16 protein-coding genes and 3 pseudogenes are annotated in these 15,702 nt (G+C 33.8%); 15 read left to right on the forward strand and 4 right to left on the reverse strand.

The window, feature by feature from the left end; translation table 11 throughout:
- Positions 1–38: 38 nt before the first annotated feature.
- The 3 genes from AC4BC7_RS03020 to araD are packed head-to-tail and all read left to right on the forward strand — an operon-like array spanning position 39 to position 2,247.
- Positions 39–677 carry a 3-keto-L-gulonate-6-phosphate decarboxylase UlaD gene (locus tag AC4BC7_RS03020; protein WP_490503804.1) on the forward strand — a complete coding sequence of 213 codons (639 nt, stop codon included), beginning with the start codon at positions 39–41 and terminating at the stop codon, positions 675–677.
- Positions 678–683: 6 nt separating this feature from the next.
- Entirely contained in the window at positions 684–1,541 is an 858-nt protein-coding gene (locus AC4BC7_RS03025) for an L-ribulose-5-phosphate 3-epimerase (RefSeq protein WP_207940423.1), read from the forward strand.
- Between the two features lie 19 nt (positions 1,542–1,560).
- On the forward strand, positions 1,561–2,247 hold the full coding sequence (araD, locus tag AC4BC7_RS03030) for an L-ribulose-5-phosphate 4-epimerase AraD (protein ID WP_243430484.1): 687 nt from the start codon (positions 1,561–1,563) through the stop codon (positions 2,245–2,247).
- A gap of 469 nt (positions 2,248–2,716) precedes the next feature.
- Here araD and AC4BC7_RS03035 read toward each other — a convergent pair.
- Positions 2,717–3,062: pseudogene (locus AC4BC7_RS03035) on the reverse strand (winged helix-turn-helix transcriptional regulator).
- An 823-nt stretch (positions 3,063–3,885) separates the two neighbouring features.
- On the opposite strand from AC4BC7_RS03035, the gene AC4BC7_RS03040 reads away from it, so the two are divergent.
- From AC4BC7_RS03040 to AC4BC7_RS03075, 8 genes are all read left to right on the forward strand, one after another.
- Entirely contained in the window at positions 3,886–4,257 is a 372-nt protein-coding gene (locus AC4BC7_RS03040) for a metal-dependent transcriptional regulator (protein ID WP_207940424.1), read from the forward strand.
- Between the two features lie 145 nt (positions 4,258–4,402).
- The gene (locus AC4BC7_RS03045) at positions 4,403–5,341 is read left to right on the forward strand and encodes a metal ABC transporter solute-binding protein, Zn/Mn family (protein WP_490503805.1); all 939 of its coding nucleotides are present in this window, start codon (positions 4,403–4,405) and stop codon (positions 5,339–5,341) included.
- A gap of 14 nt (positions 5,342–5,355) precedes the next feature.
- Positions 5,356–6,087 carry a metal ABC transporter ATP-binding protein gene (locus tag AC4BC7_RS03050; RefSeq protein ID WP_207940426.1) on the forward strand — a complete coding sequence of 244 codons (732 nt, stop codon included), beginning with the start codon at positions 5,356–5,358 and terminating at the stop codon, positions 6,085–6,087.
- On the forward strand, positions 6,077–6,958 hold the full coding sequence (locus tag AC4BC7_RS03055) for a metal ABC transporter permease (protein WP_207940427.1): 882 nt from the start codon (positions 6,077–6,079) through the stop codon (positions 6,956–6,958). Before AC4BC7_RS03050 ends, AC4BC7_RS03055 begins: the two co-directional genes overlap by 11 nt.
- Positions 6,958–8,043, forward strand: coding sequence for a metal ABC transporter permease (locus AC4BC7_RS03060; protein ID WP_207940428.1), 1,086 nt, complete (start codon positions 6,958–6,960; stop codon positions 8,041–8,043). The genes AC4BC7_RS03055 and AC4BC7_RS03060 overlap by 1 nt, the downstream gene beginning before the upstream one ends.
- Positions 8,044–8,502, forward strand: a complete 459-nt coding sequence (locus AC4BC7_RS03065) for an arsenate reductase/protein-tyrosine-phosphatase family protein (RefSeq protein WP_207940429.1) — start codon at positions 8,044–8,046, stop codon at positions 8,500–8,502.
- 39 nt (positions 8,503–8,541) lie between these two features.
- Positions 8,542–9,333 (forward strand): class I SAM-dependent methyltransferase, encoded by a 792-nt coding sequence (locus AC4BC7_RS03070; protein ID WP_490503806.1) that lies wholly within the window; start codon positions 8,542–8,544, stop codon positions 9,331–9,333.
- A 22-nt stretch (positions 9,334–9,355) separates the two neighbouring features.
- Complete coding sequence (locus AC4BC7_RS03075; RefSeq protein WP_490503807.1) at positions 9,356–10,012, forward strand: VOC family protein; 657 nt, start codon at positions 9,356–9,358, stop codon at positions 10,010–10,012.
- A 396-nt stretch (positions 10,013–10,408) separates the two neighbouring features.
- Here AC4BC7_RS03075 and AC4BC7_RS03080 read toward each other — a convergent pair whose 3' ends face one another.
- The gene (locus tag AC4BC7_RS03080; protein ID WP_207940432.1) at positions 10,409–10,579 is read right to left on the reverse strand and encodes a helix-turn-helix domain-containing protein; all 171 of its coding nucleotides are present in this window, start codon (positions 10,577–10,579) and stop codon (positions 10,409–10,411) included.
- Here AC4BC7_RS03080 and AC4BC7_RS03085 point away from each other — a divergent pair.
- The 3 genes and pseudogenes from AC4BC7_RS03085 to nrdF all read left to right on the forward strand — a co-directional run.
- Positions 10,563–11,195 (forward strand): annotated as a pseudogene (locus tag AC4BC7_RS03085) (ribonucleotide reductase barrel domain-containing protein); the annotation flags it as partial. The gene AC4BC7_RS03080 and the pseudogene AC4BC7_RS03085 sit on opposite strands and share 17 nt — an antisense overlap.
- A 35-nt stretch (positions 11,196–11,230) precedes the next feature.
- Positions 11,231–12,160, forward strand: a complete 930-nt coding sequence (locus AC4BC7_RS03090; RefSeq protein WP_207940434.1) for a ribonucleotide-diphosphate reductase subunit beta — start codon at positions 11,231–11,233, stop codon at positions 12,158–12,160.
- A gap of 22 nt (positions 12,161–12,182) precedes the next feature.
- A complete protein-coding gene (gene nrdF, locus AC4BC7_RS03095) occupies positions 12,183–13,130 on the forward strand; it encodes a class 1b ribonucleoside-diphosphate reductase subunit beta (protein ID WP_490503808.1) in 948 nt (315 codons plus the stop codon).
- 1,130 nt (positions 13,131–14,260) lie between these two features.
- Here the strand turns inward: nrdF and AC4BC7_RS03100 are convergent.
- Both AC4BC7_RS03100 and AC4BC7_RS03105 read right to left on the reverse strand, forming a co-directional pair.
- Positions 14,261–14,443, reverse strand: coding sequence for a MerR family transcriptional regulator (locus AC4BC7_RS03100; protein WP_243430485.1), 183 nt, complete (start codon positions 14,441–14,443; stop codon positions 14,261–14,263).
- 27 nt (positions 14,444–14,470) lie between these two features.
- Positions 14,471–14,662, reverse strand: a pseudogene (locus AC4BC7_RS03105) (MerR family DNA-binding transcriptional regulator); the annotation flags it as partial.
- Between the two features lie 176 nt (positions 14,663–14,838).
- Between AC4BC7_RS03105 and AC4BC7_RS03110 the strand changes: the two are divergent.
- Positions 14,839–15,654 (forward strand): PRD domain-containing protein, encoded by an 816-nt coding sequence (locus tag AC4BC7_RS03110; protein ID WP_490503809.1) that lies wholly within the window; start codon positions 14,839–14,841, stop codon positions 15,652–15,654.
- The last annotated feature ends 48 nt before the right edge of the window (positions 15,655–15,702 follow it).

A 15,702-nucleotide genomic window follows, 5' to 3' on the forward strand; every position in this document is an offset into this window, starting at 1 on the left:
TTCGCCGTTGTTACTATTAAGAAAGGAGCAGAATAGTAATGAGTTTACCTAATTTACAAATTGCCTGCGATCATTCAGATTTACCTACTGCACTAGCAGATATAACAAAAGTAGGTGATGTAGTTGATATTATTGAAGCTGGAACAATATTGATGCTTCAAGTTGGAGAGGATGCAGTTAAATGTTTTCGTGCATTATATCCAGATAAAAAAATTGTTGCTGATACAAAATGTGCAGATGCGGGTGGAACAGTTGCTAAAAATTGTTCTGAAGCCGGTGCTAACTGGATGACGTGTATCTGTTCAGCAACGATTCCTACGATGATTGCAGCAGCTAAGGAAATCGAAGAAATTCAAGTCGAATTATACGGAGATTGGACTTATGAAAATGCACAACAGTGGTTGGATGCGGGAATTACACAAGCCATTTATCATCAAAGTCGTGATGCATTATTTGCAGGTGAAACGTGGGGAGAAAAAGATTTAAAACGTGTAAAAAAACTAATCGATATGGGGATGAAGGTATCCGTTACAGGTGGTTTGAGTGTAGAAACACTGAAGCTCTTTGAAGGAATTGATGTGCATACGTTTATTACTGGACGTGGAATTACTGCAGCTTCAGATCCAAAAAAAGCTGCTTTAGATTTCAAAGCAGAGATTAAACGAATTTGGGGGTAAGACAGTATGAGTTTGCTTGGTTTGTATGAAAAAGCAACCCCTAAAGACATCGGTTGGTTGGAGCGATTGGAATTCGCAAAAAAATTAGGTTTTGATTTTGTTGAGATGTCGATTGATGAAACAGATACACGTTTGGCTAGATTAGATTGGACAAAAACAGAGCGTCAAGAAATCATCACAGCCATCTATCAAACAGAGGTAAAAATATTATCGATTTGTTTAAGTGGTCATCGTCGTTTTCCTTTTGGTTCTAAAGACCCAGAAATACGTGCAATAGCTAGAGAAATCATGATTAAAGCAATTGATTTAGCATCGGATTTAGGCGTACGTAGTATTCAATTAGCAGGTTACGATGTATATTATGAAGAAAAAACGGTCAGTAGTCGTGAATATTTTATCCAAAACTTACAAGAAGCTGTTGCACTAGCTTCTGAAAAAGGTGTTATATTGACAATTGAAATCATGGATGATTCCTTTATTTCTTCAATTTCTAAATATTTAGAAATCAAAGAACAAATTCCTTCTCCATATTTACAAGTTTATCCAGATCTGGGGAATCTTTCGGCATGGCCAGAAAATAACCCTTCCCATGAATTGGAAAAAGGGATTGCTGAGATTACACAGATTCATTTGAAAGATACGTTAGCAGTAACAAAAGATTTCCCAGGAAAATTTAAAGAAGTGCCTTTTGGTGAAGGATGCGTTGATTTTGATGGATGTTTGCGAACTTTAAAGCGATTAAATTACAATGGTTCATTTGTGATTGAAATGTGGAGTGAAAGTAGTGAACGGCCTGCGGAAGAAATTGAAAAAGCCAAAGCCTTTCTAATTCCTAAGTTAAAGGAGGTTGGATATTTTGAATAGAGAACAAATCATTTTAGAAATGAAGCAACGCGTATTTGAGGCAAATTTAACGTTACCAAAAGAAGGACTTATAAAATTAACTTGGGGAAATGTTAGTGAGATTAATCGTAAATTGGGAGTTATTGTCATCAAACCCAGTGGCGTATCATATGATACAATGTGTGCAGAGGAAATGGTTGTTACCGACTTGAATGGAAATCTGTTAGAGAAAGAGAGCCTCAATCCATCATCTGATTTGGCAACACATGTAGTTCTTTATAAAAGTTTTGAAAAGATTGGGGCAATTGTGCATACACATTCAACCAATGCTGTTAAATGGGCACAAGCACGCCGGGACATTCCTGCCTATGGGACAACTCATGCCGATACATTTTATGGATCAATTCCTTGTACACGTCAGCTCACACGCGAAGAAATTGAAAGTGAATACGAAAAAGAGACAGGCAAAGTAATTGTCGAAACTTTTAAAAAAAGAAATATAGAGCCACTTGCTTGCCCAGCGGTGATTGTCTATGGACATGGCCCATTTACATGGGGAGAAACGGTAGAGAAAGCAGTGCAAAATAGTGTAATTCTAGATGAAGTAGCTTCAATGGCTTTGGGAACTGAACAATTAAAACCAACAATTACAGCAATTGATAGTTATCTACTCGATAAACATTATTATCGAAAACATGGTGTAAATGCCTACTATGGCCAGAACTGATTAAAATAGGAGAGCTTTATTATCAGATGGTATTTTGTCACTAATTTTATAAGAAAGTGTTTAATTAATAAATTGATGGTAATTATCAGTTAATTAAAGCTATGTGAACTTTTTTTAAGATACCTAATATATTTTCAGAAAATACAGTTAAAAATGAAAGTAGCTTATTGAGCCCTTAATTAAAGGTGGTTCAATAAGTTTTTTTGATGATTTTCATTATATCTAAATCTACAAAATTGAATCTTCTAATCCTTTTTTTAGATTTTCTACCACTGCAATCTCCACATATGTAACCCCCATTCTTGTATCCATATAACCTTACTAAAGAAGAGTTACCATGTCGCTTGATGTAAAGGTATTATCACTATTTTCATTTGAGAGTATGACTTAAGTCCATACTCTCAGATTGTAGACAAAATAAAGCTGCTGTCTTCTTTTTTCATTTACTTAACTTATACATAGATGCTTACTAAAACTTTTTTTGCTTTTGTAATGTATTATACATTTCTCCCCATGTAACCATTTCATTGATTAAGGGAATAAGTGTTTTCTAAATTCTGACAGTCGATATTTTGTTTTTGGAGGCATTACTGGATAGACTGTTTTGTCAATGATTTTATCGAGTTCTAATTCATTTAGATGTAATGCTAGCATTCTTTTTGAACAATCAGGAATGAGTTTTTGTAATTCACCAAAACGACAAACATCATTTAGGGAAAATGAAAAAGAATTACACTTTTCCATTTTCCCGAAATGATTTGTAGAGTACTTTCAACTGGACAGCCTTCCATACAATCAAATACATGTCTTTTCATATGTATGCTCCTTTTAGTTACGATTTTTTATCAGAATTATAATATTTACAAAATGGAAGTATTCCTGTCAATCATTCAATAGCTATTATAAATCAATGATGGAAAGAATACTACGCAAGAGAGGTGAAGGTAATAGAGTTATTTAAGTATTGCTTTTAAAAAGCTTTACTTTTCTCAATAATATAAAAATTACATTCTTCTACCCTCTAGAATAGTTTGTTTTTCAAAATTTGACATTGTGGTACTTAATGGATTATGGAGTCTGGTCATTAAACAGAGATATTTAGGCTGATTTCATCTAATACTTTTTCTAATTCATCAAGTTCCAATTGATGATTCTGACTCATTTAATGTTAAGGCTAGAAGATGTAGAACTTGTTGTGCGCCATTAGTAATAAGAATTTAATTTAAAATATATTTGATCTTCTTCTAATACTTTTTTTAACTCTGGATTCCCATCGACTGAATTATAACGAAACAGTTCTAATCGACTCCCAGAGAATTCGATCAAAGTAAACTTCTAGATTATGATACAAAAGGTCTATTGATTAGCTTTTATACCAAGAAAATTTAAAGTGATTAAAGGTGGATTATACAGACAATCGAAAAAAATAAACCAAGCAGGAGAGAGGTATTATTCCATAAAGCTTGCATACTACAATTTAAAATATATACAAAAAAATTTTTTTATCAAAATACCTAATAAATCAGAATTTTTACATAGTACTTCAAATTTTCGTTTTATGAAACTGTTTACAATTATGTGTAGGTTGTTTTAAACTATTTTTAAGGATAACCTTAAAAATTAAAGAGGTGAGTTGGAATGAATTCTTTATCAGCAGAAAAAGAAGAGTATTTAAAATTGATTTATTATTACAATGGTCAAATAGAGTTAGTCGGAAATAACAAAATTGCCAAACATTTAAGCCTATCCAATTCTTCAGTCACCGAAATGTTTCAAAAGTTAGCCAATGATAAATTAGTAAAGTATTTCCCATATAAAGGTGTTCAATTAACTAAATATGGATTAAAAAAGGTGGAACAGTTACAAAGAAAACAAAGATTATTACGTATTTTTTTCGAACATCATTTGGAATGTACTGAAGAAGAAATAATGGATTTACTTAATCATTTAGAACATATTGATAATCAACTTTTCTTTAACAAGCTTGAACTGTTTTTGAATCTCACTTGATTATAATTAAAAACATATTTTTATGGCTTGCCTAAAAATATGTTGACACACACCTAAAATTTATAGTAAATTATAGCCAATAGGTAATAAATTATAAATTACAAATGAGAATTATTCTCATATGTAACAGAATGGAGAGATTTTTATGAAGAAATTTGTTGGTTTGTTAGTGACGGTAATGTCGTTGGGATTTTTAGTAGCTTGTAGTAATGGAGGTACTGAAACGATTGGAAGTGATAGTGATAATGATTCAGGAAAACCAGTGGTAACTGTCACAACATCTTTTTTACAGGATATGGTTGCACAACTAGCAGGAGATAAAGTTGAGATTCAACAAATTATACCGGCAGGGGAAGATCCACATTTATACGTTGCTGCTCCAAGTGATTTAGATAAATTAACTTCTGCAGATTTAGTTCTTTACCACGGATTACATTTTGAAGGACAAATGGTGGATGCGTTAGAAAATACAGGTACAGCTATTGCAAAAGATTTTTCTGATTCAGATATCAATATGATGCAAGAAGATGGCGAAGAAGTAGTTGATCCTCATTTCTGGTTTGATATTCAGTTATATCAAAAAGCGGTTGATGTGGCAGCAGATGAATTAGCTACTTTGTTAAATGACGAGTCGGTCAAAGATAAAGCTACGGATTACAAAAAAGAATTAAATGAATTGGACACATATATTGCAGATGAAATTCAAGAAATCCCTGAAAGTGAACGCTATTTAATTACACCACATGATGCATTTAACTATTTTGCAAGAAGCTATGGTATAGAGGTTATTGCTCCTCAAGGTGTCAGCACTGAATCAGAAGCATCTAATGCGGATATTTCAGAAACCGTTGACTTTATTGTGGAACACAAAGTAAAAGCAGTGTTTGCAGAATCGACAACAGACCCAGCACGTATGGAAAGATTGAAAGAAGATGTCGAGGCTAAAGGTGGTACTGTCAAAGTTGTTAGTGGGCATGGTCAAGAATTATTCTCTGATTCATTAGCACCTATTGGCGAAGCTGGCGACACGTATATTGATATGTATAAACATAATGTTGATTTAATTGTTGAAAATCTGAAATAAAAGAAGGTGATGTCATGTCAAATGTAGTAGAAGTCAAAAATCTGAATATGGCGTATCATGACAGTCCTGTCTTATGGAATATCAATTTATCCATTGCCAACAATAGCAAAACAGCTATTGTTGGTCCTAATGGAGCAGGAAAGTCAACCTTAATCAAAGGAATTTTAGGATTGCTTAAGCCAATTTCAGGTGAAACCAAGATTTTAGGAAAAGATTATCAAAAAATTTATAAAAAAATTGCCTATGTGCCTCAATCAAGCAGCGTTCATTGGGATTTTCCAACAACAGTTTTTGATGTAGTATTGATGGGGCGCTATGTGTATAGTGGCATGCTGAAACGAGCTAACAAAAAAGACAAGGAACAGGCTTTAGCTTCGTTAAAACAAGTTGGGATGGAAGACTTTAAAGATCGTCAAATCTCGCAATTGTCTGGTGGGCAACGGCAACGCGTCTTTTTAGCTCGTGCTATTTGCCAAGATGCAGAAATCTATTTTTTGGATGAACCGATGCAAGGGGTAGATATTAAGACCGAGAAATTGATTATTGAAATTCTGAATGACTTTCAAGCGCAAGGGAAAACGATTATTGTCGTACACCATGATTTATCAACTGTTAAAGAGTACTTTGATCACGTCATTATTTTAAATAAAGAGCTTGTATCGACTGGCTCTTTGAGAGAGGCTTTTTTAGAAGAAAAAATTAATCAGGCATATGGTAGTAAGATAGGTGAGATTTATGGATATTAATATCTTAACAAACTACTCTTTTTTAGTAGTTGCAGCAGGAACCGTAATTTTGGCCATCGCTTCAGGCATGGTTGGGACAATTAGTGTATTGAAAGGTCAAAGTTTAATTGGTGATGCCATTGGACATTCGTCATTTGCTGGAATTGTTATTAGTTTTATGTTGTTTCAACAACGAAATCCAATTATTTTAGCATTAGGTGCATTGTTCTCAGGTATTATTGCCTTTTTTTCCATTCAATTGATTGGTAAGAATTCAAAAATAGAAATGGATAGTATCCTCGCTTTAGTTTTATCTTCTTTCTTTGGATTGGGAATGGTATTAAAAAGCTATATTCAAGGAAATCCACAGTATTCCAATGCTTCTCAAGCTGGATTGCAGAATTATATTTTTGGACAAGCTGCTTACTTGATGAGAAATGATGTTTATTTAATTATTTTGGCAGCGATTATTTCCATTTCGTTGTTATTACTATTTTATAAAGAAATAAAAATTTTTGTTTTTGATGAGCAATTTGCTCGGTCAGTGGGGATTAAAGCCTCCTTTTTAAATTGGTTGATTTTAATTATGTCGATGGTCTTGATTTCGGTTGGGCTAAAAGCAGTAGGAGCGATTTTGATTAGTAGTATGCTTATTGCTCCAGCTATCACTGGTTTACAGTGGAGCAATCGATTCCCTATTGTTTTACTTATTGCAGGAATAGTTGGTGGAGGTTCCGCATTTGTTGGAACTTATATTAGTTCAACCGTAAAAAATATGCCGACCGGGCCAATGATTATTCTTATGATGTCCATAGTTGCTATTTTTTCCATTCTTTTTTCACCAAAAGGTTTTATTGCAGGATCTTTACGTAAGAGAAAGGGTGTAAAATGATGGGTGCATTGTCAGTTTTAATTATCACAGCTATGTCTTGTAGTTTGGTAGGTGTATTTTTAGTTTTAAGAAATTTAGCAATGGTTTCAGATGCCATCTCCCACACTGTATTACTTGGTATTGTTGCTGGGTATTTCGTTGCGCATGATTTAGATTCTCCGTTCCTATTTCTAGGAGCTGCCTTATTCGGTGTATTCACAGTGTATGCAATTGAAGCATTGGTAAAAAAATTTAATTTAAAAAATGACGCTGCAACAGGTTTGGTTTTTCCGTTACTCTTTGCGATTGCCATCATTATTATTTCGAAGTTTGCGCGTAATGTCCATTTAGATATTGATGTCGTTCTTAGTGGAGAAGTGATTTTTGCTTCATTAAATACAGTCACTGTTTTCGGAATGACGTTCCCTCGAACTTTTGTTGAAATGTCCGTTGTTTTTCTTATCAATTTTTTATTTATCATTCTTTTTTACAATCAATTGAAAGTTTCCACATTTGATGGACAATATGCTGCGTCTATTGGTATTGCTGTATCGCTCCTTCATTTTGTATTAATGACACTGGTTTCAATTACTACGGTAGTCGCTTTTAATGCAGTAGGATCAATCTTAGTTATTTCTTTCATGGTCGCACCTGTTTTAAGCGCCTATTTATTATCTAAACGATTATATATTATGATTTTATTGTCTATGATATATGGTATTGGAAATAGCTTGCTGGGTTATTGGCTTGCGATACACTTTGATGTCTCAATGACAGGTATGAGCGCTACTCTAGCGTTCGTCACTTTTTTGTTAACTTTTATTTTTTACCCAAATGGATTAATTGGAAAGCAAATGAAACATCTTCAATTGAAAAAACGCTATCAGATGAATTTACTATTGGTTTATTTAGCTGAAGAAAAGGAACAGAACAAAGAAGAACTTAGTGATAAGCTTAATTGGAGTGAAACAAAAGTAGAAAAATTCATCAGAAAATTAGTGCAAAAAGAGTATATAGAAGTGACGGAGAATATTCTTTGTTTAACGACAAAAGGAATGCATTATAAAGAACAATTAAATTTACTAAGTGCTGAAACGAGTGATTAGATGAAAGTACTCTTTGTTTGTAAAGGAAACATTTGCCGTTCACCAGCAGGTCAATATTTATTGAAAAAAATGCTTAATGAAGCCAATATTCATACAATTAAGGTTGAGTCTGCAGGTTTATTGAAACGCACGCATGGTAAAAAAATCCATCCTAAAATCAGTAGATATTTGAAATGGTTTGGTTGTGATGCCAGTAAGTATCACGCTACTTTTATAGGAAGAAAAAAATTGGATGAGTATGACTATATTCTAGCGATGGATCAAGACATTTTTTATGAATTAAATGTTCAGTATGCCTCAGATGTTACAGAAAAAATTTACTTGTTTACGAGTATATCTGATAAGGAAATACTGTTAGATATTGAAGATCCTATCTACACAGGAAAATTTTTGTTTACTATACGCAGAATAAATCGTTTATGTAAACTTTGGTTATTTCGTTTGAAAGAGGAATTGTAAATGAAGATAGAAAATTTATTTTAAAAAGGAGGAGAGAAGATGCCCATTGATTTAGGAAGTGTTCAAGAAACGATGTTGATACCGCTTAGTATTAGAGCAAATGAGACACGACGAAACAATGCTAGATTAAGTGATTTTAAAGCTGTAAGTATTACTAAAGCGATGGACATTGATATTTATAAATATGATAAGTTTATGAGTCATGAAGGTGTTGTCGCGAGAACAATTATGTTTGATCAAGAAGTAGAATATTATGTTAAGCAATTTCCGACAGCGACTTTCTTGAACTTAGGGTGTGGTTTAGATGATCGTTTTTCTAGAGTGGATAACGGGAGAATTATGTGGTATAACATCGATTTGCCAGATGCAATTGCATTAAGGAAAAATTTTTTTGAACCTAGAAGAAGAGAAGTTATAGTTTCTTCTTCAGTATTGGATTCTGATTGGTTAAAACGAATCATAAAAAGAGGCAAAATAATTATTATAGCTGAAGGGTTATTAATGTATTTTAATACAGAAGAAATCATTCATTTATTTCACCTTCTTTCCAGTAGATTTGAAAACTATATTTTAATAACCGAGTTAATGTCCTCTTTTTTTATTGAAAATGCTAAGTATCATGATGCTCTAAGGCATACTCAGGCTCAAATCAAATGGGGAACGAAAAATGGCCATGAACTAACTCACTTGTATCCCTATTTGAAGTTAATAAAAGAAGAGAGTTTCAACGCTGTCATGCGAAAATATTCATTGCTAGGCTGGCTGTTTTCTGTGTTACCGATAATTAAGCAAATGAACAATCGTTTAGCAATTTATCAATTGGAAAAATAATGTAATGAATCGAGGTGTGAAAATGTTTGTAGGACATATTATTTATAAAGTAAATAATTTGGATGCAGCAGTAAAAAAATTTAGAAGATTTGGTTTTAAAGTAGAATATGGTAGAAAAAACAAACCGTACAATGCATTGATTTATTTTTCTCAAGGAGGATACTTAGAGTTATTGGAGAATACTGGTTTACCTACGTATGCAAAAAAAATATTTTCAATTTTTATAAATAAACAATTTATTCAACGAGTGAATACCTGGGAAAATGGGCCTGAAGGATTACAAGATATTTGTTTAGAAGGATCGAAAAAAGAATTAAAATATGTAATTAAACAATTAGATGGCAAAGGTCAATTATTGAGAACTAGAAGAATTGATACAAATAATAGAAAATTAAACTATCAAGTGTTTTTTCCAGACGATTTTGAGTATCCATTTTTTATGAGTCACTTTTCTACGAATCCACGCCCCATTAAATATACTCATCCTAATGGAAGTACGAAGATTGATAGAATTAGCTATCCGGTTTCAAATAGGAAGATAAGAGATTTTTTAAAGGACAACGTGAAAGATAGTCGATTAATATTGCAAGAAAAAAATTTATATATAGAATTTGATAACGGAATGTCAATAATGGGAGATAAGGTGATTACAGGAAACCATAGTTACTACTTTTTGTAAAGTACTCTCATATGTATAGATAAAATTCAAAATAATATTTTAGATGAAAAAAGCTGAGTGATTCGTACATTTATTGTATCATTGCTCGGCTTTTTATATAGAGGCAACGAACAGCTTCTTCAAGGGCAGTTAATTTCCCGAAGTATTTCCGATGAGTCCAACGATAATAGGTAGCTCGCGAAACTTCGAAAAGCTGACACAATGCAGTAATGGTTAATTTTCCTTTCATTTTTTTGACTAATTTTACAAATATTTCTGGCTCCACATTCTTTCCAATTCTTTGTACTTTTTTAGCACCTCAATGTGCATTTTTAAAAATTTATTTTCATTTTTGAGCTGTTGTTCATTTGATTGATCTTCTGGACCTTTTCCATAAGAATACTGTTTTCCAACCAGCTAAACCAGTCGGTGATTATCACCATTACGATACCAACGCCACCACGTTTCAATTTGTGTTTTGTTCTTAATTCCTAATTCTTCCATAATCATTTTTACAGGAATATTCTCTTTTTTCATCTGTATAGCCATTTCTTTGATGTGAATCAGATAAGACACTCGATTTCCCATTGAACAACCGACTTATGCTAATGGAGACTATTTTGACACCTATTTGGCCATGGATTTTGAATTGAAAGAGGCTAAAAATAAAGAATTATTTGCAGCAATTCATTTACCAACTAAAGCTGATTGGCAAGCATTAAAAGAAGCTGTTGCTAAGGATGGTTTATATCATCGCAATCGATTAGCAATTGCACCAAATGGATCGATTTCATATATCAACGAAACCAGTGCGTCTCTTCATCCAATAACACAATTAGTCGAGCAACGTCAAGAAAGTAATGTGGGTTCTATCTTTTATCCAGCACCGCTTTTAAGTGATCAGACCTTGCCATTTTATACGTCAGCTTATGATTTGGATCAACGAAGAATCATTGATACCTACGCAGTTGCACAAAAACATATTGATCAAGGGATGAGTTTAACCTTATTTATGCGGTCGGTTTTACCAGAAGGGCTCTATGAGTGGAAGAATCAAGGGACATCCCTAATGACCACGAGGGACTTAAATCGCTTACGTAATTATGCCTGGACCAAAGGAATTAAGTCGTTGTATTACGTTCGTACATTTACCGAAGATGATGAGATTCATACAGCCAATGAATGTACAGCTTGTATGATTTAACAATAATAGATAGCTGAAACAAAGGAAAGAATACAATGAACTTTTTATACTACAAAGCCGTCAATTGGGACGAACTTCAAGATACCTTAGATCAATATACCTGGGAAAAATTAACCAACAATTTCTGGTTGGATACACGTTTACCTTTAAAAGAAGATCTTTTCGTATGGGAAAACCTAGCAAAAAGAAAAAAGGAAAACTTGAACAAGATGATGGCTAGTTTGTCGTTAAATTATGCCTTGCAGTCAGAATATGGTGCCCCCAGTCTGAGAAGAGGAATTCAAACCCAACAAGAAGAAGCTGTCTTAAATATCACGACGTTTATGGAATCTGTTCATACAAAGGCCATGACCACTTTCTTTCGAGCCTTTTTAACAGAAGATCAAACGGCTGAATACTATGCCTTTGCTGACCGCCAAGTAGAATTAGCGTTGGAATTGACTATCATCGATGAAGTCTATCAATCAGGCAGTGAATTGCAAAAAAAAGTGGCTTTCTTGTTAGGTGAGACAGTTCTAGCTTATGGTAGATTATCCCCCATCTTAGTAGAAACTCAACTTGTTCAAACCAATCAATTAATTGGTAACATCTTACGAGGAGGCGGGATTTATTGCGCCTATATTGGGTATAAATTTCAATTAGCTTATCAAGAATTGCCTGTAGTAGAACAAGTTGCCGTAATGGAATGGGTCGTTGAATTGGTAGAAAAAATCTTGCCTCTTGAAGAAAAACTGATTTGTCGATACAGCACGGAAAGCGAGATTGCTAAAGAATTGGTTCACTATGCAACTAATTATTTCTTTCAACTAGTTGGATCTTCAGAAACGGTTTTCTTTGAATTACCTCAAATGATAGGAAGTAAACTAGATAGCTGGTTAACAAACATTGATGATTTACGAAAAGAGGCGCGACAAATATTAAGTAATCAAACAGAAGCGATGAATAATGAAGATTACGAATTTTAAAAAAAGGATAGGAGGATGAGCAATGGTAGAAACAGTCAACTGGAATGTCATTGAAGATGAATTTGATGAATATGTATGGAACAAAGCTACAGCTCAATTTTGGCTAGATACGCGAGTACCGGTGTCTAATGATCTGAAAGATTGGCATACCTTGTCCGCAATAGAGAAAAGCATCTTAAATAAAGTGGTAGGTGGGTTGGCCTTGTTAGACACCCTTCAGTCTGAAGAAGGGGTCAATGTGATGCGAGAAGATGCATTGACCCATAAAGAAATGGCGGTTATTAATAATTTTTTACTAATGGAATCAATCCATGCCAAAAGCTACGGCACTATTTTAACGTCTTTGAATGAAAAAGCAGTGACGCAAGAAACGTTTGCATGGATGAATAATGATCCTCGAATGCAGTATAAAGTAAAACGAATCAATGAGATCTATAAAAAGGAAGATCATTTGAAAAAGAAAGTGGCAAGTGTCTATTTGGAAGGAATTCTATACTACAATAATTTCTTCCTACCTCTTTGGTATCGGGGTCAAAATAAATTAGCTAATCTATCAGAAATCATTAAATTAGTCATTCGAGATGAATCGGTTCATGGAACGTATTTAGGGTATAAGTTCCAACTAAGTTTTAAGCAACTTTCCACAGAAGAGCAGACTACGTTTAAAGTCTGGATGGATGAATTACTGGATGATTTACTAGAAAATGAATTTCTTTTTACAGAAGAAATCTATGCACCAATCGGTTTAGCAGAGGAAGTCAAACAGTTTGTTCGATACAATGCTAATAAATCTTTACAAAATATGGGCTTTCCAGCAAGATTTGAACAAGCGACAATCGAAGACATTAACCCAATTGTCATGAATGGAATCTCAACCGAAACCGCCAATCATGATTTCTTTTCCCAAGTTGGTGCGGGTTATTTAATGGGTAGTGTGGAGGCGATGGACGAAGAGGATTATACCTTTTAAGTAGAAACACTACGCTATATGGATTTATGAAAAAATTATGCATTAGGATAAAAAACAAGCCAGGTGTCTCAAGATGCGTGGTTTGTTTTTGGACTATAAAGGAAGTATATAATTTTGACGGCGTTGGGAAGCTGGTGTAAGGGATTTTTTTATCCGCGAAATGATACAAAGTAGTGAAGTAATATCCTCAAGAAGTACTTGCTCTTTATTGGGAAAAAGCCGATTACTATGCTAGGCAAGGAAAGAGAACAAACTATCGTCATGCGGTGAGTATTTTAGAAGACATTTATGAGATAATGAAGAATCTCCAGTCAGAAAAGAAATGGGAAGTGAGTTATCAGGAATTTATGACAGTTAATAAATGTAAGAGATTACTAATGGAAATGTTGGAGACATGGATACAGTATCATTAGAGAACCAGTAAAATCTGAGTTACGAAGCTATTTAAATCGTTTAAACTAGAGACGCTTAAGTCAGTTTGTTTGATATATAGTAGTCAGTATTGTAGTTCAAATCTAATATTCGAAATCCACTTAAAACATAAAAATAATGAATTACACCAAACATTCTACAAGAAGGGGACCAAATATATCTGATACTAGGATGTGTCTGAAAACTTAACAGAAATATGGTATGCTCTAATAAAAACGAATGGAGCCTGATAAAGAATGGCATAATCCCGGCGATATGAATTGAGTGTTGAACAATGGAATCAAATTGTTGGACTATTTCCAAATTATCGTACAGGTATTTTTTTCGTTCATTGAATTTGCCAAGCGAACAGTTACGCCTCTGGTAAAATACGTACTTGAAGCTCTGTCAAATAGGCGACCTTGTTGTTAAGGATCGTTTCGTGGAGCGAACGTTCATAAAAGTAGTTATCGATTTTTCACTCATGATTGGCGATCAGCTGTTTGACTTTGTGATAAAACTGCTTCAATCTTTCATCATCACCTTGATAAATCGCAATCAAATAGTGTCCTGCTGGTTTAACAAACGAGGCTAGTTGCGGATTTTCCTGATTCGTTATTTGAAAAAAGGTAAGGCTGTGCCATCAAAAGATCGTAAGCTTGGCTGATTATCTCCGGTAAGCTGCTGCCGCATGGATAAATATTCTTTTTGCTGTTCAATCAAGGAAAAAGGGGAAGTTTTTCTGCAACCAACCGTAAATCCGCTACTTTTCGTTCGATGATTTTTTTGATGTTGGTCATCTGTTGGATTTTTTCATCGATGGTTTGACGCTTGGATTTCAACAGTTTTCTCATGATTTCTGCATCACCGGTAAGCACTGTTTGGATATCTTTTAAGGGCATCGAAAGTTCTTTCAATGACAGGATGAATCCGAGATCCAAAAGTTGATCAAGGGAATAATAACGGTGCCCGTTCTCGTCTTTGCTGTTCGGTTGAAACAGTCCAATTTCATCATAGTAGTGGAGTATCCGAGGATTGCTGAATCGATAAAGAAATCGAGTTTTATATCTATACATTATTTCTTTGCTAAGAGGAACTAGCAAAGAATATAGAAGACGCATGTAGATAATTTTCTATATTAAATTTTAGAAACCGCTTGCTTTTTTTTGTTTATTAGTATATCATATAGTCAATTGAATGGGTAGTTACTGGTAAAGCAGGCTATACCTTAGGATGCACGTATTAGAATTACGTGTGTGTTAAGGTATGGCCTTTTTTTTAGGAGGTGAAATCTTGTTTGAAAATTAAAAAGATACTGAACAATAATTCAGTGTTGGTAGGTGAAGGGTCAAAAGATTATATCTGGATTGGGACAGGCATTGGCTTTAAGACAAAGCCTGGACAAGAAGCAGATGAGAAGAAAATTGAGCGGGTTTTTGTGTTGCAGAAGCAATCAACAAAACGTTTGATGAATTTGTTACAGGATATGCCTGTCGAATATGCGACGTTAGCAGATGATATTATCAAATATGGGAAACAAAAAATCACGTATGAGTTGAGCGATTCTATTTATATTTCATTAACAGATCACCTTTTTAACACTGTGAGACTGCAAAAAGAAGGGCTACATTTGAATAATCAATTGTTTTGGGAAATTCGTAAGTTTTACCCAAATGAATTTTTGGTGGGAGAACATGCGGTTCAATTGATTAATCAAAAATTTAAAACAACACTAGATGATTCTGAAGCAAGTAATATTGCTATGCACTTTATTAATGCACAATTAAATAGTGACGAGCAAGTTGAAAACATTCAATCATTGACCCAAAAGATCCGAGATATTTTAGCTATTATTAGGATGCATAACCACGTGGATGTTGATGAAAAGAGTTTATCATTCGAACGGTTTGTGACACATTTAAGATTTTTCTTTAAACGATTGGAAACACGTATAACTGAAAATTCTAGTAATCCGTTATTGGTTCATGTGATTGAGAAATATCCAGAAGCATATGAAACAACCTTGCTGATTGGCAGGTATTTAGAAAAAGAATTAATCGATGAAGAACAATTATATTTAACGCTACATGTACAAAAATTAATAGAGAAATAATTCAAGGTGTTACTGGTCATGCAGGCAAGACTTGACGAAGTTGTTGTG

It is taken from the genome of Enterococcus sp. AMC1623 (assembly GCF_058216495.1).

Excerpts from the sequence above, each read along its gene's own strand:
- AC4BC7_RS03045 (WP_490503805.1), top strand. The coding sequence starts at position 4,403 with ATGAAGAAATTTGTTGGTTTGTTAGTGACGGTAATGTCGTTGGGATTT.
- AC4BC7_RS03050 (WP_207940426.1), top strand. The coding sequence starts at position 5,356 with ATGTCAAATGTAGTAGAAGTCAAAAATCTGAATATGGCGTATCATGAC.
- AC4BC7_RS03020 (WP_490503804.1), top strand. The coding sequence starts at position 39 with ATGAGTTTACCTAATTTACAAATTGCCTGCGATCATTCAGATTTACCT.
- nrdF (WP_490503808.1), top strand. The coding sequence starts at position 12,183 with ATGGTAGAAACAGTCAACTGGAATGTCATTGAAGATGAATTTGATGAA.
- AC4BC7_RS03055 (WP_207940427.1), top strand. The coding sequence starts at position 6,077 with ATGGATATTAATATCTTAACAAACTACTCTTTTTTAGTAGTTGCAGCA.
- AC4BC7_RS03060 (WP_207940428.1), top strand. The coding sequence starts at position 6,958 with ATGGGTGCATTGTCAGTTTTAATTATCACAGCTATGTCTTGTAGTTTG.
- AC4BC7_RS03040 (WP_207940424.1), top strand. The coding sequence starts at position 3,886 with ATGAATTCTTTATCAGCAGAAAAAGAAGAGTATTTAAAATTGATTTAT.
- AC4BC7_RS03070 (WP_490503806.1), top strand. The coding sequence starts at position 8,542 with ATGCCCATTGATTTAGGAAGTGTTCAAGAAACGATGTTGATACCGCTT.
- AC4BC7_RS03100 (WP_243430485.1), bottom strand. The coding sequence starts at position 14,443 with ATGCCCTTAAAAGATATCCAAACAGTGCTTACCGGTGATGCAGAAATC.
- AC4BC7_RS03075 (WP_490503807.1), top strand. The coding sequence starts at position 9,356 with ATGTTTGTAGGACATATTATTTATAAAGTAAATAATTTGGATGCAGCA.
- araD (WP_243430484.1), top strand. The coding sequence starts at position 1,561 with ATGAAGCAACGCGTATTTGAGGCAAATTTAACGTTACCAAAAGAAGGA.
- AC4BC7_RS03065 (WP_207940429.1), top strand. The coding sequence starts at position 8,044 with ATGAAAGTACTCTTTGTTTGTAAAGGAAACATTTGCCGTTCACCAGCA.
- AC4BC7_RS03080 (WP_207940432.1), bottom strand. The coding sequence starts at position 10,579 with ATGGGAAATCGAGTGTCTTATCTGATTCACATCAAAGAAATGGCTATA.
- AC4BC7_RS03025 (WP_207940423.1), top strand. The coding sequence starts at position 684 with ATGAGTTTGCTTGGTTTGTATGAAAAAGCAACCCCTAAAGACATCGGT.
- AC4BC7_RS03090 (WP_207940434.1), top strand. The coding sequence starts at position 11,231 with ATGAACTTTTTATACTACAAAGCCGTCAATTGGGACGAACTTCAAGAT.